The organism is Anaeromyxobacter oryzisoli (assembly GCF_022690765.1).
GTDB lineage: Bacteria > Myxococcota > Myxococcia > Myxococcales > Anaeromyxobacteraceae > Anaeromyxobacter > Anaeromyxobacter oryzisoli.
Genome location: NZ_JALCZA010000077.1, coordinates 1 through 21942, shown reverse-complemented (window position 1 = coordinate 21942; position 21942 = coordinate 1). Strand labels below are relative to the sequence as shown.

Sequence of the window (21942 nt, the reverse complement as noted above, 5' to 3'; positions counted from 1 at the left end):
GGGGGAACGGCGGCCGGGGCGGGTGCCGCGGCCTTCGGCCCGGGGGCGGGCGGCGGGGCCGGGGTGGTGGGCGGGGCCGGCGCGAACTCCGGGCGCTGGTCGGGGCTCGGCGTCGGCAGCGACGTGCGCCGGCGCTCGCGGATGAGCGCGACCTCGCGCGCCACCTCCGCACGGAAGAGAACCGCGAACAGCGCCCAGAAGGCGAGGACGAGGCGCTGCCACGGGGTCAGCTCGGTATCTGGCATGAACTCATCAATGCAGAGCGCCGGGCGCGGGACGAGCCCCGATACGGGGCGCACCGAACGAGGCATGGAGCGGCCGCCGGGCGCGACCCGGCACGCCCACGCTCGCGATTGAGACGCGCGCCGGCGCGGACGCCCGGCTAGTCCAACGGCATGGCGATCCGCACCGGCACGAGCGGGTGGAGCTACGCCGCGTGGAAGGGACCCTTCTACCCCGCCCACCTCCCCTCGTCGCGGATGCTGGCGTACTACGCGGCGCGCCTCTCCGCGGTCGAGGTGAACAACACCTTCTACCGACTGCCGCGCCCGGGGACCCTCGCCGGCTGGCGCGCCGAGGTGCCGCCCGGGTTCGTGTTCGCCCTGAAGGCCCCGCAGCGGATCACCCACATGCAGCGGCTCGCCGGCGCGGACGACACGGTCTCTTACTTCCTGCACGGCGCGGCGGAGCTCGGGCCGGCGCTGGGGCCCATGCTCTGGCAGCTCCCTCCGACGTTCAAGAAGGACCTCGGCCGCCTGCGCGACTTCCTCGCGCTCCTGCCGCCGGGCGGCCGGCACGCGTTCGAGTTCCGTCACCCGAGCTGGCTCGCCGAGGACGCGTTCGCGCTCCTCGCCGACCGCGGCGCCGCCCTCTGCGTCGCGCAGGACGAGGAGCGCGAGACGCCGCTCGTCGCGACCGCGCCGTTCGGATACCTGCGGCTCCGGCGGCCGGACTACGACCCCGCCGCGCTCCGCGCCTGGGCAGGCCGGCTCGCGGCGCAGCCGTGGCGCGACGCGTTCGTCTTCTTCAAGCACGAGGACGGCGCGCGCGGTCCGGCGCTGGCCCTCGCGATGGCCGAGCTCGCCGGCGCCGCGGTGGCGGCGGGGGCAGGCGCGGCGCCGACCGGGCCGTGAGGAGCGGCGCGTCCCGTCCGCCCTCGGCGCACCAACGCCCCGCGCGACGCCGCCGCTACTCGATCTTCAGCTCCGCGATCGCCTTCTCGTCGAACCGTACGCCCGCCTCGCGGTAGACCCGCTGGACGAGCGCCTCGTACGCCTTCGCGCGCCGCTCCGCCGCGAGGCGGCTCCGGATCGCGTCCTTCACGTCCTCGAACGCGGGCGCGTACGCCGCCTCCCGCCCGAGGAGCTTCACCACGTAGAAGCCCCGCTGCGTCTCGACGACCCGCGGCACCACCGTGCCCGCCTCGCGCGCGGCGAAGGCGGCCTCCGCCAGCTCCGGACCGAGCCGCTGGGCGAGCTCCTCGCGCGTCGCGAACGGCAGCTCGCCGTTCGTCGCCCGCGCCTGCAGGTCCTCGCTCTCCGTCCGCGCCAGCCCCCCGAAGGCATAGGGGTCGGCGGCGCGCCGCAGCGCGGCCGCGAGCCCACGCTCCGCCGCGCGGCGCTTGTCGGCCCGCGCCGCGGCGTCCGCGTCGCCGGCGAGATAGGCCACCGTCGCGATGCGCGCCCGCTCCGGGCGCCCGAGCGCGGCGGCGTTCTCCTCGAACCAGCGGTGGACCTCCTCGTCGGTCGGCGCGCCCTGCCGTTGCGCAGCCTCGAGCTCCCTCTCGATGAAGGTCTTCGCGAGCTCCTCCTCGTACCGGCGGAGGAAGTCCGGATCGAGCTGGAGCCCGCGCCGCTCGGCCTCGCGCGCGAAGAGGGCCGTGCGGGTGACGCCCTCGACGTAGGTCTTCCGTGCCGCCGGGGACCGGAGCGCCTCCTTCACGCGCGCCGGCTGCGTCGAGAGCTCCTTCGCGACCATCGCCGCGGGCAGCGACCAGCCCCGGAACTCCGCCACCGCCGGGCCGGCGGCGTCCCGGGAGGCGAGGAGGCCGCGCCGGCTCGACGCGCGACCCGTCGCGAACCCCGCGCCGGCGCCCAGGGCGACCAGGATCACGGCGGAGAGAGCGATGCGGGCTTTCGGGGTCATCGAGGCCTCCGGGGCAGGGCCGAAACGGGAAGACGGCCATGTTACACCGGAGACCGGCGGCGTACACGGTGCGTAACGACTCGACGTCGCCATGAGTGACCGGCAGTGCTCCCTCGCTCATCGCGTCTCGCACGGAGATCCGCCCGGAGCTGCCACACCGTGATCGACTCCCCGCGCCCGAGCTTCGCGATCCGCTCGCCGGCGGCATCCGTACAGGAACTCGTCACGTGCCGTCCGCCGCCGTCGATCACCGCGTCGAGCCGGTTCGCCTTTCGACACTGCCGGTGGCTGGAACCATGCCGGCTTTTGCTTGGTCATCGAGCTGCGACTCGGTCGTCACCACCGTGCAGAGAAAGCTGAAATTGGCGGCAAGAGTGCCCGCCGACACCAACGACTCGGTTGTATCCGAGGTGTGCCGAGGCTTCGCAACGACGCAAACCAATCGAGCCCCACGGTACTCGATCGGCGCTTCGAGCCGGAGGAGAAGCACGTCTCGCCAAGCTGCCACGATCACGGCTCCAAACGGGCCTACACCGCACTCCGTTCCGAATTCCCACGGGTCGCACACCAGAAACCCGCACCTTCTCATCATTGACCAATGGTGACGTATCCATGGATCGTCGACTCGCAGGATGCACGCCCGAACCGGCCGTTTGGCGGGCCTCTCCATCCCGCGTCCGGCCAGTATCTTACCAAGGCGTCACCTGAAACGGCTGCACCTACTCGGAGCGGAAAGTCGCCTGGCCGTTGCACCTGCACGTGCGACGTCATCGCGCGGATCCGGCCGCAGACGCGGTCCTTGCCCGAGCCGCCGCGCACCGCCCACGGTCACGCTCGCACGGCCCGCCGGCGCCTCGGGGCGCCTCCCACTCGTATCGAGCGGCTGCGGCGCTCGGCGCAAGCGGGCGGCGCCGTCATACGTTCACCCGCACCATCCCCTCCGGCGCGTAGCGCTCGCCAGCGGCGGCGCCCTTGGGGGCCACCGCGTCGATCCGCGCGAGCTCCTCGGGCGTGAGGACGATCTCGGCGGCCGCGAGGTTCTCCTCGAGGTGTGCGCGGGTGGTGGTGCCGAAGATGGGCACGAAGTCCTCCCCCTGCGCGAGCACCCACGCGAGGGCGAGCTGGGCGGGCTTCACCGCCTTCTCGCGGGCGATCTCCTGGATCTTGTCCACGAGATCGAGGTTCTTCTGGAAGTTCGCCCCCTGGAACCGCGGCGAGCTCCGGCGGAAGTCGCCGGGCGGGAAATCCTCGGGGCGGCGATACCGGCCGGTGAGGAAGCCGCGGCCGAGCGGGCTGTAGGGGACGAAGCCGATCCCGAGCTCGCGGATGGTCGGGATGATCTCGTCCTCGGGGTCGCGCGACCAGAGCGAGTACTCGGTCTGGAGCGCCGAGATGGGGTGGGTGCGGTGGGCGCGCCGGATGGTGGCCGGGGACGCCTCCGAGATCCCGAGCCACCGGACCTTGCCGGCCCGCACCAGCTCGGCCATCGCGCCGAAGGTCTCCTCGACGGGCACGTCCCGATCGACGCGGTGCTGATAGTAGAGGTCGATCCAGTCCACGCGGAGCCGCCGCAACGACGCGTCGCAGGCCTTCCGCACGTACTCGGGCCTGCCGTTCACGCCCAGCGACACCCCGTCCGGCGTGCGCTCGTTGCCGAACTTCGTGGCGAGGACCACCCGGTCGCGCTGGCCGCGGATGGCCCGGCCGACCAGCTCCTCGTTCTTGAACGGACCGTACATGTCCGCCGTGTCGACGAGCGTGACGCCGAGCTCGATCGCGCGGTCGATCGTGGCGACGGACTCCTGCTCGTCCGCCGCCCCGTAGAACTCGCTCATCCCCATGCAGCCGAGCCCGAGCTCCGAGACGGTGAGCCCCTGGATCCCCAGCTTCCGCTGTTCCATCATCTCGCCTCCTCGGGTGGTCTTCCGCTCCTCCTAGCGGCGCACCGCGCCGGCCGCTCGTCCCGAGCACGGCGAGCGCCCGCCACTGTGACGTGGCCGGCGCTCGGCGTACAATGGAGGCGTGCCACACCCGATCCTGCGCAAGAAGAACCCCTTCGCCCTCGACGCGCCGCTCCCGCCGCGCGGCCCCGCACGGTGGGCGACCGTCGCGGGGCTCGTCGTCGGCGGGATCGTCGCCGCGCTCGTCCCGGTCTTCCTCGCCGTGATGGTGACCGGCGTGCTGTGCGGCGATTGACGCGGCCGCGGTCGAGGTGACGCGGCCCTCGATCAGATCCGGAACGCGGCGAAGACCCCGAGCGTCCGGAAGTCCTCGTTGTGCGAGGTCTTCCCGATCAGGTCGGGGAAGGTGAAGCTCGCGCCGAGGTCGATCCAGCGGATCGGGGTGATCGTCAGGGCCACGCTCACCGGGACGCGATAGAAGTCGCCGAAGTTCCCGACCGACGGATCGACGGGGCCCTCGATGGCGATGCCCCCGGACACCGCGAGGTTCGGCCCGAGCTGGAGCTGGATCGTCCCGGGGATCGAGAGGAACTCCCGGTTCTCCGCGTCCGCCGTCGTGAGCGGCACCCCGAGCTTCCGGTCGGGGACGGGGAGGACGAGGTTGTAGGTCCCGCCGATGTCGAACTGCGTGGCCGCCCGCTTCGCGCGCGACTCGCGGTTGCTCAGGCCGAAGTTGATCGTCGGCGCGACCGTGAACGCGAGGGCGCCGCCGCCGGCGCGGGCGACCACGCGGGCCTCGCCGCTCCACGCCGACGGGTCGATCGGCGCGTAGTTCACCGCGAGCCCGAGCGCGAGGTCGATGCCGGCCGCGCGGCCGACCGAGAAGAGCGTGTCCACGCTGACGTCGTTGTAGACCTTGGCGCACCCGTTCGCCTTCCCGCTCACGCAGAAGCCCTCGAAGTGCCGCACGCCGATCATCCATCGGTCGGTGATCCCGAAGTAGAGGCTCGGGTTGATCGAGACCGGCTTGCCCTCCGTGCTCCTCGACATGTTGATGTTCACCGGGACGACCAGCTCGGCCATGCCGGCGCCGAGGGTGAGCGGGCGCTTGGTCACCGCGGTGGGCCAGTCGGAGACCCCGTGTGCAGCGAGGATGGGCACGTCCCCGTCGGACTGCGCCCGGACGGTGGAGAAGGCGGCGAGCGCCACGATGGCTGCCGTGCAGAAGCGAGTACCGTGCATGGTCCTTTCCTCCCGGAGCCTGCGGGTGCGACGCCCCGAATCTGTCCCCGCCTCGCGCTCCGGGCCAAGCGCCAGCGGGGGCCACAGCCGGCGGGCCACGGCCCGGCCCGACGTGCGGGCCGCCTCGCGCTCCCCCGCGGCGGTGGCGCCCCCCGAGCGGCGAAACTTTTCGCCTCCAGCGGCTTGGCGCGCGGCCGGGGGGTGGCGAACGTTGCGGCGATGGGAGGTCCCCGTGGCCCGCATCGCCTTCATCGCCGACGATCAGTTCGAGGACTCGGAGCTCCGGATCCCCTGGGACCGCGCCCGCGAGGCGGGTCACGAGACCGTGCTCGTGGGGCTCGAGAAGGGGAAGCAGATCCAGGGCAAGAGGAGACAGGAGACCTTCACGACGGACGCGGCCGCGCGCGACGTGTCCGCGGACGAGTTCGACGCGATCGTCGTCCCGGGCGGCTACTCGCCGGATCGCCTGCGCACCGACCTCGACATGGTCCGCCTGGTCCGCACGATGTTCGTGGCCGGGAAGCCGGTCGCCGCCGTCTGTCACGGACCGTGGATGCTCGTCGAGGCGGACGCGATCGACGGCAAGACCGTCACCTCCTGGCCGTCGCTCAAGACCGACCTCATCAACGCCGGCGCCCGCTGGGTGGACCGCGAGGTGGTCGAGGACGAGAACGTCATCACCTCGAGGAAGCCGGGCGACCTCGAGGCGTTCTCGCGGGCGCTGCTCGAGCACGTCGCGCGCGCCGCGACGTCCCGCCCGGAAGAGCGGGCGCGCGCCGCGGAGCCGCCAGCCCCCGAGCCGTAGGGGCGTGCGCCCGCCGGCCCGGGCGAGCGCCGCGCCGGCGTTCCTGCTACAACGCCGCCGTGATGCCTCCTGAGTCCTCGCCGGAGCCGGCCGCGTCGTTCGCCGACGCCGGCGCCCATCCCGCCCTCGCCCACGCCCTCGCCCGCAAGGGCTACGCCGAGCCGACGCCGGTCCAGGCGGCGGTCCTCTCGCCCGACCTGCGCGGCAAGGACCTCCTCGTCTCCTCCCGCACCGGCTCGGGCAAGACCGTCGCCTTCGGCCTGGTCCTCGCCGACGCCCTCCTCGGGGACGCGGCCACTTTCGGCCCGGCCGGCGTGCCGCAGGCGCTCGTCGTCGCCCCGACCCGCGAGCTGGCCCTCCAGGTGCAGCGCGAGCTCGCCTGGCTGCTCGCGGACACCGGCGCGACCGTCGTCGCCTGCGTCGGCGGCATGGACGCGCGCCGCGAGGCCCGCGCCCTCTCGCACGGCGCCCACCTCGTCGTGGGCACGCCGGGCCGCCTCCTGGACCACCACCGCCGCGGGGCCCTCGACCTCTCCGCCCTCGTCGCGCTCGTCCTCGACGAGGCCGACGAGATGCTCGACATGGGGTTCCGCGACGAGCTCGAGGCGCTCCTCGCCGCCGCGGCGCCGGGCCGGCGGACGATCCTCTTCTCCGCGACGCTCCCGCGCCCCATCGTGGAGCTCGCCGGGCGCTACACGCGGGAGGCGGTGCGGGTCGCGGCGACGCCGGCGCGCGAGGCCCACGCCGACATCGAGTACCGGGCGCACCTCGTCGCCCCCGCCGAGCGGGAGCTCGCGATCGTGAACGTGCTCCGCGCCGTCGCGCCGCCGAGCGCCCTCGTCTTCCGCGGCACGCGCGAGGCCGTGAACCACACGGCCGCCGCCCTCGAGGAGCGCGGCTTCTCGGCGGTCGCCATCTCCGGCGAGCTGAGCCAGGCCGAGCGGCTCAAGGCGCTGAAGGCGCTCCGCGACGGCCGGGCGCGCACCCTGGTCGCGACCGACGTCGCCGCGCGCGGCCTCGACCTGCCGCGTATCGGCCTCGTCGTGCACGGGGACCTCCCCCGCGATCCCGAGGCGCTCCTGCACCGGAGCGGCCGGACCGGACGCGCCGGGAGGAAGGGCGTCGCGGTCCTCCTCGCCGCGCCCAGCGAGCGGTTCCGGCTCGAGCGGATGCTGCGCGAGGCGAACGTCCACGCGGACTGGTCGGCGGTCCCCGCCGCCGAGACGATCCGGGCGAGCGACGCGGAGCGGCTGGCGGCGGAGGTGGACGCGCTCGCGACCGACGCGACCGACGACGAGCGCGCCGCCGCGGCCCGGCTGCTCGAAGGGCGCGAGCCGCTGCTCGTCGCCGCGGCGCTGGTGCGGGAGAAGCGGGCGCGCCTCCCGGAGCCGGAGGAGCTGCCCGAGACCGCCGTCGCGGCGCGGGAGCGGCCGGCGCCGCCGCGCGAGCGGAAGGCGCGGGGCGGCCCCCCGACCGAGGTGGCGTGGTTCAGGGTCACGCTCGGCCGGGAGCGGAACGCGGACCCGCGGTGGATCCTCCCCCTGCTCTGCCGGCGCGGCGGCATCACCCGCGACGCCATCGGGAAGATCGTCGTGGACGAGCGCGAGACCCGCTTCGAGATCGCGCGGGAGCGCGCCGCCGCCTTCGCCGCCGCGGCGCGCAAGCCGGATCCCCGCGCGCCCGGGGTGCGCATCGAGCCCCTGACCGCCAGGTCCGGCGGCGAGGCGCAGGCGTTCCGCGGGGGCGGCCACCGCCCGTCGTCGCGGCCCTCTGGTTACGGATCGCGGTCCGGCACCGGCCACGCCGAGCGGGTGGGCGTCGCTCACTCGGAGCGGAAGGTCCGGATCCCGAGGAAGACCGACACGAGCCACGACAGGAAGGCGAGCGCGAGCGCCAGGAGCAGGGAGTGGAAGAAGCCGAGGCCGTAGCTCGTCATCACGACCGCGAGCCAGACGAACACGTAGAGCAGCCACGGCAGGATCAGGAACCAGAGGAACCGCGCGAGCGTCACGTAGTAGGCGATCGAGAGGACGATCGACACCGCCACCGCCCGGCCGAAGGTGTTGGCCGGGTTCCCCGGCGAGACCCACTCCACGGCGAGCCACAGCACCCCGGCCGAGACCACGAGGCGGACGACGAAGGCGAGGACGTGCAGCGACGCGCGGTCTCCGTTCATGGGGGAACGGTAGCACGCGCCGGCGACCGCGCGGACCACCGGGCCCTTCCCTCCGCGGCGCGGACGGAGATACTCGAGCCATGAGCAAGACGCACTCGACCCCCGCCATACGCCTCCTGCGCGAGAAGGGGATCGCCTTCACGGAGCACCCGTACCGCTACGAGGATCGCGGCGGGACCGCGGTGTCCGCCCGCGAGCTGGGCGTGGACGAGCACGCGGTGGTGAAGACGCTCGTGATGGAGGACGAGGACGGGAAGCCGCTCGTCGTCCTCATGCACGGCGATCGCGAGGTGTCCACCAAGGCGCTCGCGCGCGTCCTCGGGAAGAAGTCGATCCAGCCCTGCAAGCCGGAGGTGGCCAACCGCCACTCGGGCTACCTGGTGGGCGGGACCAGCCCGTTCGGGACGCGCAAGGCGATGCCGGTGTACCTCGAGCGGACCATCCTGGACGTCCCGAGGGTCTACGTGAACGGCGGGGCGCGCGGCTTCCTCGTGGGGATGGCGCCGGCCGACCTCGTGAAGGTGCTCTCGCCGACGCTCGTCGAGGTGGGGATCGAGGGCTGATCCGGGCCCACGAGGAGCGCCCCCCCGGCGGGTCCCGCGCTCCCGGGCCCCTCGCCGGGCGGGCTCTCCTTCCGGGGCGGAGCCTTCCGCCTTCCCGCGGTGCATGTTGCTTCCCTGCCGTGCCCCTTGCCCAGCACGGAGGGACCATGACCGGGATCGCCGTCTACGCTCTCCTCGCGCTGCTCGCCTCCGCCCTGGGGCTCGTCGTCGTCGTGGCCGTCTCGACGCGGCGGGCGGCCCGGCGGCCGCTCGATCCCCTGCCCGCCGGGCTGAAGCACCTCGCGGCGCACGTCGGCGCGCTGAGCCAGCTCGGCGCCGGCCTGCAGCTCCGGCCGGGGGAGAGCTCGCGCCGGGTGGCGCCGGCGGTGATCGGGTTCCGCTGATCGATCGCCCCGCCCTCCCAGGCGCGGCGCGCCGCGCCTGGGAGACCGAGCTCCGATGCACGTCGCGGCCGGCACGCGCGCGGGACGGCTCGTCCTCGTCGCCACGGTCCTGGGATCCTCCGTCGCCTTCCTCGACGGCACCATCGTGAACGTCGCCCTCCCCGCCATCGGCCGCGGCCTCGGCGCCGGGCTGGGCGCGCTGCAGTGGACGGTGGACGCGTACCTCCTCACCCTCACCGCCTTCCTGCTCCCGGGCGGCGCCCTCGGCGATCGCCTCGGGCGGCGCCGGATCTTCGCCGCCGGGCTGGTCGCCTTCGGCGCGTTCTCGGCCCTCTCCGGCGCCGCGCCGACCGCCGCCACCCTCGTCCTCTTCCGCGCCCTCCAGGGGCTGGCCGCGGCGCTCGTCGTGCCGGGGAGCCTGGCGATCCTGCGGGCCTCGTTCCGTCCGGAGGAGGCGGGGCGCGCGGTCGGCACCTGGGCGTCCCTGTCCGGCCTCGCCACCGCCGCGGGCCCGCTCGCGGGCGGCTGGCTCGCCGGAGCGGTCTCGTGGCGAGCGATCTTCCTCGTGAACGTGCCCCTGGCCGCGGTCGCCGCCTGGGCGACGCTCCGCTTCGTGCCGGAGTCCCGCGACCCCGCCACGGGCCGGACGGACCTCGCCGGAGCCACGCTGGTCGCCCTAGGCCTCGGCGCGACGGTCCGGGCGCTCGTGGCCGCGACCGAGGGCGCGCCGCCGGCGGAGACCGCGATCCTCCTCGTGCTCGGGGTCGCCGCCCTCGGCGCCTTCCTCGTGCTGGAGGCGCGGCGGGCCGAGCCCATGCTCCCGCTCGAGCTCTTCCGGGCGCGGGCGTTCGCCGGCGCGAACCTGGTCACGCTCGCCGTCTACTTCGGCCTGGGCGGCGCGGCCTTCCTGCTCGTCCTCCAGCTCCAGGCCGGGCTCGGGTGGTCGCCGCTCGCCTCGGGCGCCGCGCTCCTGCCCATCACCGTCCTGATGGTGACCCTCTCGCCCGCGGCGGGTCGGGTCCCCCCGCGCCGCGTCCCGGCCCTGCTCGTCGCCGGCCCGCTCCTCGCCGCGGCGGGGCTCCTCCTCCTCGCCCGGATCCGCCCCGGCGCCCGGTACGCCGGCGACGTCCTGCCCGGCGTCGTCACCCTCGGGGCCGGGCTCGCCGCCACCGTCACGCCGCTCACCGCCACCGCCCTCGCCGCCGTCCCCGAGGCGCGCGCCGGGATCGCCTCGGCGGTGAACAACGCCGCCGCGCGCCTCTCGGGCCTGCTCGCCGTCGCGGTGCTGCCCCTCGCGGGCGGGATCGGCCCGGGGGATCTCGCCCGCGGCGAGCTCGGCGCGGGCTACGGCCGCGCCATGGCGACGTGCGCGGCGCTCTCCGCCGCCGGCGCCCTCGCGGCCTACCTCATGTGCGTGCGCGGGAGCCCCCCGGCGGCGCCGGTGGGCCGCGTCGCAGGCCCCGCGGGACGAGCACCGGCTCGAGGGCGTCGAACGCCGCCTCGACCGCGAGCGCCAGCGCCGCGGCGGGGATCGCGCCCTCGAGGATGAGCGGGATCGAGGCGAGCCGGATCCCGGCCAGGATCGGCTGTCCGTAGCCGCCGGCGCCCGCGAGCGCGCCGAGCGTCGCGGTGCCCACCGCGATGACCGCGGAGGTCTTCACCCCCGCGAGGATCGCCGGCGCCGCGAGGGGGAGCTCGACCAGCCGGAGGCGGGCCCCGGGCGGGAGCCCGATGGCCCGGGCCGAGTCGGCCAGCTCCGGCGGGATCCCCGTGAGGCCGGCGTGCGTGTTCCGGACGATCGGCAGGAGCCCGTACAGGAACAGCGCGGCGATGGACGGGCCGGCGCCGATGCCGACCAGCGGGATCATGAAGACGAGGAGCGCCAGCGACGGGATGGTCTGGACCAGGCCGACCACGCCGAGCACGACGCGCCCGAGCCGCCGGCGGCGCGCGGCGAGGACGCCGAGCGGGACCCCGACGGCGATCGCCCCCGCGAGCGCGGTGCCGACCAGCGCGAGGTGCTCGCGGGTCCGGGCCAGGATCCGCTCCCGGCGTCCCTCGACGCGCACCTCCGGCGCGAGCCCCAGCGCCGCCCGGAGGAAGCCGCCCGCGACCGCCTCCGGCGACGCCCGGTCGAGGAGGACCCGCGCGTTCAGGTCGATCATCGCCGGCGCCCCGATGCGCCCCTCGAGCCGGCGCAGCGCGGCGAGCGCGGTGGGATCGAGGTCGAGGCGGTAGACGTACACCGCGCGGTACGGCGGGAAGGCGCGGCGGTCGTCCTCGAGGAGCGTGAGGTGGTGGCGCCGGAGCTCCGCGTCGGTGGAGTAGACGTCGATGACGTCGAGCTCGCCCGCGGCGAGGGCGGCGTAGGCGAGGTCGTGCGCCATCCCGCGGACGCGCCGCTGCGGCAGCCGGTAGCGGGCGCGGAGCGCGGGCCAGCCGTCCTTCCGGTCCATGAACTCGTTCGTGAAGCCGAACCGGAGCCCGCGGTGGCGGACGAGCTCCGAGATCCGGCGGATCCCGAGCCGCTCGGCGTCCGTCCGGCGCATCGCGAGCGCGTAGGTGTCCTCGAACCCGAGCGACCCGGTGATCCCCACGCCCAGCGGCCGCAGCGCGGCCCGGAGCGCCCGCTCGTCGGGCGCGACCGCGCCGCCGAGGATCTCCTCGGCGAGGGTGCCCGTGTAGTCGGGGTAGACGTCCACGTCGCCGCGGCGGAGAGCCTCCCAGAGGATCCGCGTACCGCCCAGCGCGCGCCGGTGCTCCGCCGGGACCCCGCCCGTGACGAGGACCTGCGTCGCGAGCGCGCCGAGGATCTCGGACTCGGTGAACTCCTTCGAGCCGACGCGGACGGGGGCCGGCCCGGCCGCGAGCGCGAGCGCGAGGAGCGCCGCGGTCACGCGCCCTCCCCGGGCAGCCCCAGGGCGCGGTGCGCCCGGACGAAGCGCGAGACGAACGGGTCGGACGGCGCCTCCACCAGCTCGCGGAGCGTCCCGTCCTGGAGGACGCGCCCGCCGCGCAGCACCACGAGCCGCCGCGCGAGATAGGCCGCCTCGGCGAGATCGTGCGTGACGAGCACCACCGTCTTGCCGAGCTCCCGGAACGCCCGCCGGAGGTCGTCCTGCAGCTCGGCGCGCGTGATCGGGTCGAGCGCGCCGAGCGGCTCGTCGAGGAGGAGCACCTCCGGATCCAGGAAGAGCGCGCGCATGAGGCTCACGCGCTGCGCCTGACCGCCGGACAGCTCCGCCGGGAAGCGCGCGAGGCCGTCGCGCGGGAACCGCGTCAGCCCCGCGAGCTCCTCGAGCCGCCCGGCGATCCGCCCGCGGTCCCAGCCGAGGTGGCGCGCGACGAGCGCGGCGTTCCCCGCCGCGGTGAGGTGCGGGAAGAGCCCGCCGCCCTGGACGACGTAGCCGAACCGGCGGCGCACCGCGGGGTCGTCCGCGAGCGGCGCGCCCCCGAGCCGGACCTCGCCGGCGTCGGGGGCGAGGAGCCCGAGGAGGAGCCGCAGCAGCGTGGACTTGCCGCCCCCGCTCGGCCCGATCAGCGCGACCGCCTCGCCCGCCGCGACCTCGAGATCGAGCGGCCCCACCCCCTCACCGTTGCCGTAGCGCTTGACGGCCGCGGCGAGCTCGAGGAGCGGCGGCGGCACCGGACCTCCGCCGTTCACCATCAGCCGCGCCGCGCGCGGTAGCGCCGGAGCAGCGCGCTCGTCGAGGAGTCGTGCGCGCCGGCGGCGGGCTCGGCGGCGGCCTCGATCTCGGCGACGAGCCTCGTCGCCAGCACCTTCCCGAGCTCGACGCCCCACTGGTCGAACGAGTCCACGCCCCAGATCACCCCCTGGGTGAAGACCGCATGCTCGTAGAGCGCCACCAGCGCCCCGAGCGTCGCCGGCCGGAGCTCGTCGGCGAAGATCGTCGAGGTGGGGCGGTTCCCCGGGAACGTCCGGTGCGGGACCAGCCACTCCGGGGTCCCCTCGGCCCGGACCTCGGCGGCGGTCTTCCCGAAGGCAAGCGCCTCGCCCTGGGCCAGGAGGTTCGCCACGAGCAGGTCGTGGTGCCTGCCGAGCGGGTTCGCGCTCCGGCAGAAGCCGACGAGATCGCACGGGACGAGGTGCGTGCCCTGGTGGAGGAGCTGGTAGAACGAGTGCTGGCCGTTCGTGCCGGGCTCGCCCCACCAGATCGGGCTGGTCGCGTAGTCCGTGATGCTCGCGCCGGCGAGCGTGACCCGCTTCCCGTTCGACTCCATCGCGAGCTGCTGGAGGTAGGCCGGGAAGCGCCGCAGGTACTGGTCGTACGGCAGGATCGCGGCCGTGGCGGCGCCGAGGAAGTCGGTGTTCCAGATCCCGAGCAGCCCCACCAGGACGGGGAGGTTCCGGTCGAGGGGCGCGGTCCGGAAGTGCTCGTCCATCGCGCGGAACCCGGCGAGCAGCTCGCGGAAGCCCTCGGAGCCGACCGCGATCATCGTGGAGAGCCCGATGGCCGAGTCCATCGAGTAGCGCCCGCCCACCCAGTCCCAGAACCCGAACATGTTGGCCGGGTCGATCCCGAACCGCCGGACCTGCGCCTCGTTCGTCGAGACCGCCACGAAGTGCCTCGCCACCGCCCGCTCGTCCTTCAGGGCCGCGAGGAGCCACGCCCGCGCCGACGCGGCGTTGGTCATCGTCTCGATCGTGGTGAACGTCTTCGACGACACGATGAACAGCGTCTCGGCGGGATCGAGGTCCCGCGTCGCCTCGACCAGATCGGTCCCGTCCACGTTCGACACGAACCGGAACGCGAGCTCGCGCGTCGCGTGGTGGCGGAGCGCCTCGTACGCCATCATCGGCCCGAGGTCCGAGCCGCCGATCCCGACGTTGACGACGGCGCGGATCCGCCTCCCGGTGAAGCCGGTCCACGCGCCGCTCCGGACCCGCTCGGCGAAGTCACTCATCCGGTCGAGGACCGCGTGCACCTCGGGGACGACGTCCTTCCCGTCCACGAGGATCCGCTCCGTCCGCGGCGCCCGGAGCGCGACGTGGAGCACCGCCCGCCGCTCCGTGACGTTGATCTTCTCGCCCGCGAACATCGCCTCGCGCCGGGCCACGACCCCGCGCTCCTCGGCGAGCCGGACGAGCAGCCGCATCGTCTCGTCGGTGACGCGCTGCTTGGAGTAGTCGAGGTACAGCCCGGCCCCCTCGGCGACGAGCCGCTCGCCCCGGGCCGGATCCGCCGCGAAGAGCTCGCGCAGGTGCGCGCCCCGGGAGGCGTCCCGGTGGGCGGCGAGGTTGGCCCAGGCGGGCGTGCGGGTGAGCGGGGTCCGTTCGATGGGCATGGACGGTCATTATCGCAGCGTCTCGGCCCCTGGCGACGCCCCGGCGTGCGCCGACCGGGCTCCCGGCGGGTCGTCGTGAATCGCGGCGACCCGCCGGGGACGCTCAGGCGCGGGCCGGCGCGGTGCCCGAGGCGACGGCCGGCGGCGCGGCGTGGGGCCGGACGGACGGCGCGGCCTCCGGCCCGGGCTTCACCAGCCGCACCATCAGGTTCCCGAGCAACTCCTCGCGCCCGACGAGGGCCACCGCCCGCTCGTACAGCCAGGGCAGCACCGCGAGCGGCCCCGGGAAGTAGGCGGCGAGCTCGCCGAGCCGCTCGCTGTACCGGAACTCGGCCGCGCCGAAGCCGACCTCCCGCGCGAGCGCGCCGATCCGGCGCGGGTCGTTCAGGCGGTAGACGGCGGGGTAGTGGTAGGCGTCCACGCCCGCCGGCGGCATCACGAGCTTGAGGACGCGCTCCTGGAGGTGGAGCTGGCCGAGCAGCCGCGAGATCGCCGCGAAGTAGTGTCGCCCGTTGGGCGTGATGAAGAAGAACGAGCCCCCCGGCCGCAGCGCGCGGTGGACCGCCTGGAGGAACGGGCGCGGCGCCTGCACGTGCTCGGCCACGTAGACACCGTACACGCAGTCGAACCGGCCGGCGGGGAGCTCCGCGCGCTCCATCGTCGCCGCGTAGCGCTCGGCCAGGAACGGGTTGCGCACGAGCCGCTCGGCGTCCGGATCGACGCCCGCGAGGAGCCCGGCGTGCGCCGCGATCCGCCTGACCTGCGGACAGAAGCTCCCGTCGTTCGCCCCCACGTCGAGGAACGCCCCTCCCGCGGGCGCGGTCGCGACGATCCAGTCGACGAGGAGGTCGAGCCGGTCCGCGTAGTCGTTCAGGTGAAGGGGCGGGCGCGTCCCGGACGACGCGGGACGCGGCGCGGCAGGGCGCAGCGGGGGGCTCACCGCCGCGTTCCTCGGCGTGACGCCGTTGCGGTGGGGCTCCGGCGCGGCGTCTGAGCGGGGGACTGCGAGTTCGTCGAGCATGCACTCGAACCGTGGGCCGGCGACCCGCGACCGGCCAGCCTCCCCGCGAGGCGCCACTCCGCCCGGTCGACCGGCGGGGCCGCGCAGCCTGGCCCGGTTCCCAAACAATAATTTTCGATCGCCAGCTCGCCCGTGATGGCGCCGCCCCGACGGGCGCCTTTACGCCCGCCTCCCCGCGCGTCATCGCGAGCCGAGGACGCGCGGTGCCTCCTGGCATTGCGCGGAGTTGCGCGGCCGCGATCCGGACGTCCCGGATGTGGGTTGCCGGCCCCGCCTGTAGGCGGCCGCCGTCACGGATGCGCGCACGTCGGGTGGACGCGCCTGCCAGCGTCCACCTACTCACCAGGCGTGAAGGAATTCGGTCGCTCGACCCTCCGTTTCGAAGTCGCGACCCGGGAGGGGAGCACAGGAGCGACCTGGTGAAGAGCCTTCTTGCCGTGCTCGCAGCGCTTGCCACGTTCTCGCCGGCGGCCGCATCCGCGGTCGACGTCTGGGTGACCCACTCCACCGAGAAGATCCAGGCCAACGCGTCCGCGCGCACGACCGCGGCGGCGAAGATCGCCGCCGCGAGGAACGAGTTCGAGGCGTTCCAGGTGGTCGTCACCGGGAGCGCGTCGAACGTGCGCGCGACCGCGACGGACCTGACCGGCCCCGGGAAGATCGGCAACGTCCGCCTCTACCGCGAGGCGCTCATGAACATCACCAGCCCGTCCGGCGCCGACGGGGCGATCGGGGAGTTCCCGGACGGGCTCGTGCCCGACGTGGACGAGACGTACGGGGAGCGCCGGAACGCGTTCCCGTTCACGGTGCCCGCCGGCGAGAGCCGCGCGATCTGGGTCGAGGTGCTCGTCCCCGCCGACGCCGCGGCCGGCGACTACACGGGCACCGTGCACGTGACGTGGGACGGCGGCGCGAAGGACGTCCCGGTGACGCTCACGGTGTGGCCGTTCACCCTCCCCTCGAGCGCGTCCCTCAAGACCGCGTTCGGCTTCACCTGGGGCGCTCTCAACTCCGCGTTCGGCGTCTCGTCCCTGGACGACATCGCCGCGCTGCGCGACCTCTACAACCGCTTCGCGCTCGACCACCGCCTCACCCTCTCGCACATCGACGACGGCGGCGGGAACGACATGACGCACTTCGCGTCCGTCTACGGCCCCTCGATCGACGGCACCGCCGCGACGCACCTCCCGGGCGCGAAGATGACCGCGGTCGAGATGATGGGTGACGTCGGCACCTGGTCGCCGTTCTTCGCCCAGCGGGGCTGGTCCGACCGGCTCTTCCAGTACACCTGCGACGAGCCACCGCTCACCTGCGCCTGGTCCGACATCCCGACGCGCGCCGCCGCCGCTCACGGCGCGAACCCGTCGGTCCGCACGCTCGTGACGACCACGATCCAGGAGGCGACCGCCCAGGGCGTCCTCTCGTCGATCGACATCCTCGTCCCGGTGATCAACTACCTCGACGACAAGTCGGGCAGCACCTTCACCGGCGAGCAGCGCGGCAACTACGACTCGTGGCTCGCCGGCTCCGCGAAGCGCGAGCTCTGGACGTACGAGAGCTGCATGAGCCACGGCTGCGGCGGCGGCGTGAACTTCGGTAACCCGAGCGCCTCGGACCTCTACTTCACCGGATGGCCCAGCTACGCGATCGACGCGACCGCGGTCCGCAACCGCGCGCTGGAGTGGCTCTCGTTCCGCTATCACCTCACCGGCGAGCTGTACTACGAGACGGTCGAGGCGTTCCGGGCGGATCCGTGGACCTCGCAGTGGGCGTTCGGCGGCAACGGCGACGGCACCCTCTTCTATCCCGGGACGACCGCGCGGATCGGCGGCTCGCACCCCGTCCCCGTCGCGTCCATCCGCCTCAAGATGATCCGGGAGGGCATGGAGGACTACGAGTACCTGAAGCTGCTCTCCGACCTCGGCGGCGAGGCGGACGCCCAGGCCATCGCGGCGAACCTGTTCCCGCACGCGTACGACACCGCGAAGTCGGCCGACGACCTCTTCGCGGCGCGCGCCCAGCTCGCCGCCCTCATCGTGAAGCGCAGCGGCGGCGGCGGCGCCGGCGCCATCGCCGGCTCCGGCGGCGCCGCCGGCGACGGCTCGAGCGGCATCGCCGCGGTCGGCTCGGTCCACGCCGGGAGCGCCGGCTGCGGCACGGGCGGCGGGTTCGGCCTCGCCGCCCTCCTCGGCCTGACCGGCGCGCTGCGGCTCCGGCGGCGGCGGAGCCGGTAGGCTTCCTCGCGATCGGGCTTCGGGCCTCGGGGAGCCGCCCTCGCCGAGGCCCTTTCGTTCACGGCAGCACCCGGATCGCCGCCGCGCCCCCGGCGGTCGCGACGTGGAGCGTGGACGGCGCCGGCATCCGGTCCACCTCGAGCGACTCGATCTCGTCCGAGGGGATGAGGCCGCCCGCGGCGCGGATGGGCTTCGACGCGTTCGTCGCCGGATCCCAGAGCAGGAGCCCTTGGGAGAAGCTCGCGATGACGAGCCGCCCGTCGGCGAGGCAGACCAGATCCTTCACCGCCGCGGTGGGCAGCCCGAGCGCGGTCGCCGCGTAGTACTGGAACCCCTTCCCCGCCTCGAACGACGCCACCGTGTACGGGACGCCGTCCGCCACGCCGAGGCTCCCGAACCAGACCTTGCCGTCCGGGCAGACCGAGACCGCGGAGAGGTACACGGTGTGCCCCTCCTTCGCGACCTCGAACACGGGGGGGTTGCCGGTGCCCGGGCCGAGGTACGGATCGCCGAACGCGAACGCGTAGGCCCTCCCCGCGCGCTGCCACCACGTGGTCGGATCGCTCGCCCAGGTGATGAGCCCCGCGCTCCACTTGCCCGCGTGCCACAGGTCCCCGTTCGCGTCGAGGGCGAGCCCGCGCCACTCCCCCATCCGCTGGTTCGACGAGGTCGAGTCGCAGGGCCTCTCGAAGCAGACCCGCGCGTGCAGGTGGTCCCCCATCCACTCCGAGTACGCCAGATCGTACCACTGGCCCGGGTTCGGCAGCCGGTACCGGTCCGGGAACAGGATCGTCACGCCGTGCTCCTCCGCGGAGTAGAGCGTCTTCCCATGGGCGAGGTGGTCGTAGACGAGCCGGTTCACGTAGCGGTCGTGCCAGTACTGGCCGCCGTGCAGGTTCGCGACGAGATCCATCCGATCGACCTGGAGCGAGCCGTCGGCCTGCAACCTCACGCGGTCGATCTTCCCGGTGTGCCGGAGCGGGTCGCACCAGTCGGCCAGCTCCCCGTCGTTGTTGCAGTCCACGTTGTCCGTGTGGGCGCCGGCGTAGCCGACGAAGACCTCGTTCGCCGCGCCGCCGGCGAGGGCGGTGATGCCGGGCGCCACCGCCGCGCCCCAGCTCTCGACGCTGGTGCAGCGCTGGGTGACCGGGATCGGCCGGTCGTTGCAGTAATGCGCGGGGTTCGCGGCGAGGTGCAGCCCGTCGCTCGCGTCGTAGCGCCGGAAGGCCGTGTCGCCGGGGCGGAGCAGGTAGAGGGCGTCGGGCGTCGCGAGCCACCGGTTCTGCGCCTCGTCGGTGGTCAGGGCCACCACCGGGCTCTCGCGGATCCCGTCGTGGGCACCGTAGGTGACGTTCACCACCGGCCAGGGCCCCTGCGTCCCGAACTGGAACCCGGAGGGGGTCGGGGTCGGCGTGGTCGGCGTGGGAGTCGTGTCCGCCGGCGGGGTGGGCTCGGCGGCGGTCTTCGACCCGCCCCCTCCGCACGCCGCGAGCACCAGCCCCGCGAGCAGCGCGCACGCCCCGGATCGTCCAGCGGCCATGGCTCCTCCAGCGCGCCCGCCTCGGCGCGGTCGTCGCTCGATGCGAGCGGTGCGCCAACGGCCGCGCCTTCGCCTTCTTTCGCAGCGCGGCGAAGGAGGGGGCGTCGAGATGAAGCTCGAGATGAAGCCGCGTTCCGCGGCTGGGGTGCCGGGGACACGTCCGTGGAACGTGCGCCGCCCGGCGAACCGCCGGGGCGGCGCCGAGGGCGAGGCCCATCCGGTGCCTCGCGCGCCGGAGAGGGGAACACGAGCGTCCTGGCGGATGCCCTTCGCTCCAGACCGCCCGGCGCAGCCCCCGCGCACGGGAGCCGCGGCGGGCCCGTCGCTCGCCGTGCGGCGCGCGGTGGCGCTCCGCGCGCTCGCCGTCCTGGTGGCGGCGCTCGCCGGGACCGGCGCCCACGCCGCCGGGTCCGTCGATCGCGCGAGGGGGCGCGACGACGAGGGCCCGCTCCGCCGTCGCGCGGCGTCGCCCAAGGCGGGCCTCGCACGCGCCGCCGTCGGGGTGACCCACGGGACCGTGAAGATCCGCCCCGACTCCGTGCCTCCGGCCGCACGCACCATCGCGCTCGACGCCGCGCGGAACGAGTTCGAGCCGTTCCAGATCGTGATCGCCGGGCGCGGCGAGCCGGTCCCGCGGGTCTCCGCCCGCGCCGGCGATCTCGAGGGACCGGGCGGCGCGCGGATCGCGGCGTCGAACCTCCGGCTCTTCGCGGAGCGGCTCTACGAGATCCCTGCGCGCGGCGAGGGGGAGCGCGCGGCCTGGCCCGACGCGCTCGTGGCCGAGGTGGACGGGTACGCCGGCGAGCGGCGGAGCGCGTTCCCCTTCGACGTCCCCGCCGGCGAGGCGCGCGCCATCTGGATCGACGTCTTCGTCCCGCCCGGCGCCCGCCCCGGTCCCTACCGGGGCGTCGTCGAGGTGCGTTCGGGCGGCGACCCGCTCGCCGCGATCGAGGTGCGCCTCCGGGTCCGGCGGTTCACGCTCCCGTCCACCGCCTCGCTCCGCTCCGCCTTCGGCTTCTCGGTGGACGTCGCCTGCCGCGCCCACCTCGGCACCCGCTTCTGCGAGGGGGACGCCGCGGCGGCGCCCCTCGTCCGCCTCTACACCCGCGCCGCCCTCCTCCACCGCGTGACGCTCGCGACGCCGTACTACACCCTCCCCCAGGACGGCGGCTTTCGCCGCTTCGACGAGACCGCCGGGCCGTTCCTCGCCGGCGACACCGCGGGGCCGCTCGGCGGCGCGCGCCTCACCACGTTCCGCAGCGGCTATCGCCGCGACGCCGACCCGGCGTGGACCCGCGCGCGGACGGCGGCGCTGCGGGCCCACTTCGCGGCGCGGAGGTGGCCGCAGGAGCTCTTCGACCAGGTGTTCGACGAGCCGCACGCCTGCGTGCCCCAGGTGCGGAGCCGCGCCGCCGTCGCGCACGCCGCGGGCGTCCGCACCCTCGTGACGACCGACCTCGATCGGGTGGACGCGTGCGGCTGGCGGGGCGACGTGGACATCGTCTGCCCCGTCGTGAACCAGCTCGAGCGCCGCGATCGCGGCGGCCTCGTGCGCGAGCGGGCGCGGTACGACGAGTTCCTCGCGCGGCCGGGCAAGGAGCTCTGGTGGTACCAGTCGTGCATGTCGCACGGCTGCCAGCCGGAGGGCGAGTGCGCCCCGGCGCAGGGATCCAGCGCGGCGGCGGGCTGGCCCTCGTACGCCGTCGACGCCTCGGCCGTGCAGGCCCGCGCGATGGAGTGGCTCTCGTTCGGGTACGGCTTCGCGGGCGAGCTGTACTACGACGCGGTGATGAACCTCGATCGCGCCTGGCGGCCGGGCGGGCTCTGCGCGTTCGGGGCACACGGCGACGGCGCGCTGTTCTACCCGGGGGACCCGCGCGTCATCGGCGGGAGGACCTGGGTGCCGGTGGAGTCCCTCCGGCTGAAGCTGCTGCGGGAGGGGATGGAGGACTACGAGTACCTGCACCTGCTCGCCGCGCTCGGCGAGCCGCGCGCCGCCCGCGACGAGGCGCGGCGGCTCTTCCCCGCCGCCGATCGGGTGACCTCGACGTCGCCCGAGGCGCTCTACGCCGCCCGCCGCCGCGTCGCGGACCGGATCGAGCGGCTCCTGGCACCGCGCGCCTCCGACCGCCGCCGCTAGCGGAACCGCGCCGCCGCCGCGTCGAGCCCCTCGCGCGCGCACAGCGCGGCGAAGCGGCCGGGCAGGTCCTCCGCCGAGGCCCCGAGCTGCACCGCCTGGGCGATCACGTGCTCGGCCTCCTCGAGGGAGCCGGACAGGCAATGGAGCAGGGCCAGCCGGATCGCCTCGCGCTCGCCGAACGGCTCGGCGAGGCCCGCCTCGGCGAGCTCCGTCACCCGCGCCCAGTCCCGGGCGACGGCGGCGCGGTGCGCGTCCCACCAGCGGACCTCGCGCCGGAGCGCCTCCCACGCCTCCGGCGCCGCGGCGCGCGCGCGCCAGCCGGACTCCTCGGCGGAGTCGGGCCGCCACGCGGGATCCGTCGAGAGCAGCTCGTCCAGCGTCACGCGCGGAGGATAGCACGGGGCCGGAGAAGGCTCGCTCGAGCGGCGCGTGCCGCGCGCCACGCGGCCGCGGGCGCTGCCGCCGGCGGGGCCGCGCGGCCGCGC

Annotated in this window: 18 protein-coding genes and 2 pseudogenes; 9 read left to right on the top strand and 11 right to left on the bottom strand. The window is 74.9% G+C overall.

Features of this window, described 5'->3' with window-relative positions; translation table 11 throughout:
* A pseudogene (locus MNZ27_RS18845) lies at nt 1-245 on the bottom strand (DUF2760 domain-containing protein); the annotation flags it as partial.
* A gap of 150 nt (nt 246-395) precedes the next feature.
* Here MNZ27_RS18845 and MNZ27_RS18840 point away from each other — a divergent pair.
* Nucleotides 396-1133, top strand: a complete 738-nt coding sequence (locus MNZ27_RS18840) for a DUF72 domain-containing protein (RefSeq protein WP_242395641.1) — start codon at nt 396-398, stop codon at nt 1131-1133.
* Between the two features lie 55 nt (nt 1134-1188).
* Here the strand turns inward: MNZ27_RS18840 and MNZ27_RS18835 are convergent, their stop codons facing one another.
* Entirely contained in the window at nt 1189-2145 is a 957-nt protein-coding gene (locus tag MNZ27_RS18835; RefSeq protein ID WP_242395640.1) for a peptidylprolyl isomerase, read from the bottom strand.
* A gap of 914 nt (nt 2146-3059) precedes the next feature.
* Nucleotides 3060-4046 (bottom strand): aldo/keto reductase, encoded by a 987-nt coding sequence (locus MNZ27_RS18830; RefSeq protein WP_242395639.1) that lies wholly within the window; start codon nt 4044-4046, stop codon nt 3060-3062.
* Nucleotides 4047-4167: 121 nt separating this feature from the next.
* On the opposite strand from MNZ27_RS18830, the gene MNZ27_RS18825 reads away from it, so the two are divergent.
* A complete protein-coding gene (locus MNZ27_RS18825; protein WP_242395638.1) occupies nt 4168-4341 on the top strand; it encodes a hypothetical protein in 174 nt (57 codons plus the stop codon).
* Nucleotides 4342-4373: 32 nt separating this feature from the next.
* Here the strand turns inward: MNZ27_RS18825 and MNZ27_RS18820 are convergent, their stop codons facing one another.
* Entirely contained in the window at nt 4374-5288 is a 915-nt protein-coding gene (locus MNZ27_RS18820) for a hypothetical protein (RefSeq protein ID WP_242395637.1), read from the bottom strand.
* Nucleotides 5289-5520: 232 nt separating this feature from the next.
* Here MNZ27_RS18820 and MNZ27_RS18815 point away from each other — a divergent pair, with 232 nt between their 5' ends.
* Together MNZ27_RS18815 and MNZ27_RS18810 are read left to right on the top strand one after the other, a co-directional pair.
* Nucleotides 5521-6093, top strand: coding sequence for a type 1 glutamine amidotransferase domain-containing protein (locus MNZ27_RS18815; protein ID WP_242395636.1), 573 nt, complete (start codon nt 5521-5523; stop codon nt 6091-6093).
* A gap of 62 nt (nt 6094-6155) precedes the next feature.
* Entirely contained in the window at nt 6156-8021 is a 1866-nt protein-coding gene (locus MNZ27_RS18810; RefSeq protein WP_242395635.1) for a DEAD/DEAH box helicase, read from the top strand.
* Here MNZ27_RS18810 and MNZ27_RS18805 read toward each other — a convergent pair.
* Nucleotides 7916-8269: a hypothetical protein gene (locus MNZ27_RS18805; protein WP_242395634.1), complete on the bottom strand. Its 354-nt coding sequence runs from the start codon at nt 8267-8269 to the stop codon at nt 7916-7918. The genes MNZ27_RS18810 and MNZ27_RS18805 overlap by 106 nt on opposite strands.
* Nucleotides 8270-8349: 80 nt before the next feature.
* On the opposite strand from MNZ27_RS18805, the gene ybaK reads away from it, so the two are divergent.
* The 3 genes and pseudogenes from ybaK to MNZ27_RS18790 form a co-directional block, all read left to right on the top strand.
* Nucleotides 8350-8832: a Cys-tRNA(Pro) deacylase gene (gene ybaK, locus MNZ27_RS18800; protein WP_242395633.1), complete on the top strand. Its 483-nt coding sequence runs from the start codon at nt 8350-8352 to the stop codon at nt 8830-8832.
* Between the two features lie 146 nt (nt 8833-8978).
* Entirely contained in the window at nt 8979-9215 is a 237-nt protein-coding gene (locus MNZ27_RS18795; protein WP_242395632.1) for a hypothetical protein, read from the top strand.
* Nucleotides 9216-9270: 55 nt separating this feature from the next.
* Nucleotides 9271-10479, top strand: a pseudogene (locus MNZ27_RS18790) (MFS transporter); the annotation flags it as partial.
* A 142-nt stretch (nt 10480-10621) separates the two neighbouring features.
* Here MNZ27_RS18790 and MNZ27_RS18785 read toward each other — a convergent pair.
* From MNZ27_RS18785 to MNZ27_RS18770, 4 genes are all read right to left on the bottom strand, one after another.
* Nucleotides 10622-12112 (bottom strand): ABC transporter permease/substrate-binding protein, encoded by a 1491-nt coding sequence (locus MNZ27_RS18785; protein WP_242395631.1) that lies wholly within the window; start codon nt 12110-12112, stop codon nt 10622-10624.
* A complete protein-coding gene (locus tag MNZ27_RS18780; RefSeq protein WP_242395630.1) occupies nt 12109-12861 on the bottom strand; it encodes an ATP-binding cassette domain-containing protein in 753 nt (250 codons plus the stop codon). Before MNZ27_RS18780 ends, MNZ27_RS18785 begins: the two co-directional genes overlap by 4 nt.
* A gap of 20 nt (nt 12862-12881) precedes the next feature.
* Nucleotides 12882-14522 carry a glucose-6-phosphate isomerase gene (pgi, locus tag MNZ27_RS18775; RefSeq protein ID WP_242395629.1) on the bottom strand — a complete coding sequence of 547 codons (1641 nt, stop codon included), beginning with the start codon at nt 14520-14522 and terminating at the stop codon, nt 12882-12884.
* A 103-nt stretch (nt 14523-14625) separates the two neighbouring features.
* Nucleotides 14626-15462 carry a class I SAM-dependent methyltransferase gene (locus MNZ27_RS18770; RefSeq protein ID WP_242395628.1) on the bottom strand — a complete coding sequence of 279 codons (837 nt, stop codon included), beginning with the start codon at nt 15460-15462 and terminating at the stop codon, nt 14626-14628.
* A 518-nt stretch (nt 15463-15980) separates the two neighbouring features.
* On the opposite strand from MNZ27_RS18770, the gene MNZ27_RS18765 reads away from it, so the two are divergent.
* Nucleotides 15981-17777, top strand: a complete 1797-nt coding sequence (locus tag MNZ27_RS18765; protein ID WP_242395627.1) for a DUF4091 domain-containing protein — start codon at nt 15981-15983, stop codon at nt 17775-17777.
* 58 nt (nt 17778-17835) lie between these two features.
* Here MNZ27_RS18765 and MNZ27_RS18760 read toward each other — a convergent pair whose 3' ends face one another.
* Nucleotides 17836-19317 (bottom strand): ligand-binding sensor domain-containing protein, encoded by a 1482-nt coding sequence (locus MNZ27_RS18760; protein ID WP_242395626.1) that lies wholly within the window; start codon nt 19315-19317, stop codon nt 17836-17838.
* A 262-nt stretch (nt 19318-19579) separates the two neighbouring features.
* Between MNZ27_RS18760 and MNZ27_RS18755 the strand changes: the two genes are divergently transcribed.
* Nucleotides 19580-21457, top strand: coding sequence for a glycoside hydrolase domain-containing protein (locus tag MNZ27_RS18755; RefSeq protein WP_242395625.1), 1878 nt, complete (start codon nt 19580-19582; stop codon nt 21455-21457).
* Here the strand turns inward: MNZ27_RS18755 and MNZ27_RS18750 are convergent.
* A partial coding sequence (locus MNZ27_RS18750; RefSeq protein ID WP_242395624.1) for a hypothetical protein occupies nt 21454-21942 on the bottom strand: 489 nt, incomplete at its 5' end. The two genes, MNZ27_RS18755 and MNZ27_RS18750, sit on opposite strands and share 4 nt — an antisense overlap.

Bases quoted from the DNA above. Each gene is read 5' to 3' on its own strand.
- MNZ27_RS18755 (WP_242395625.1), top strand. From the start codon at position 19,580: ATGCCCTTCGCTCCAGACCGCCCGGCGCAGCCCCCGCGCACGGGAGCC.
- MNZ27_RS18805 (WP_242395634.1), bottom strand. From the start codon at position 8,269: ATGAACGGAGACCGCGCGTCGCTGCACGTCCTCGCCTTCGTCGTCCGC.
- pgi (WP_242395629.1), bottom strand. From the start codon at position 14,522: ATGCCCATCGAACGGACCCCGCTCACCCGCACGCCCGCCTGGGCCAAC.
- MNZ27_RS18760 (WP_242395626.1), bottom strand. From the start codon at position 19,317: ATGGCCGCTGGACGATCCGGGGCGTGCGCGCTGCTCGCGGGGCTGGTG.
- MNZ27_RS18795 (WP_242395632.1), top strand. From the start codon at position 8,979: ATGACCGGGATCGCCGTCTACGCTCTCCTCGCGCTGCTCGCCTCCGCC.
- MNZ27_RS18810 (WP_242395635.1), top strand. From the start codon at position 6,156: ATGCCTCCTGAGTCCTCGCCGGAGCCGGCCGCGTCGTTCGCCGACGCC.
- MNZ27_RS18835 (WP_242395640.1), bottom strand. From the start codon at position 2,145: ATGACCCCGAAAGCCCGCATCGCTCTCTCCGCCGTGATCCTGGTCGCC.
- MNZ27_RS18830 (WP_242395639.1), bottom strand. From the start codon at position 4,046: ATGGAACAGCGGAAGCTGGGGATCCAGGGGCTCACCGTCTCGGAGCTC.
- MNZ27_RS18820 (WP_242395637.1), bottom strand. From the start codon at position 5,288: ATGCACGGTACTCGCTTCTGCACGGCAGCCATCGTGGCGCTCGCCGCC.
- MNZ27_RS18840 (WP_242395641.1), top strand. From the start codon at position 396: ATGGCGATCCGCACCGGCACGAGCGGGTGGAGCTACGCCGCGTGGAAG.
- ybaK (WP_242395633.1), top strand. From the start codon at position 8,350: ATGAGCAAGACGCACTCGACCCCCGCCATACGCCTCCTGCGCGAGAAG.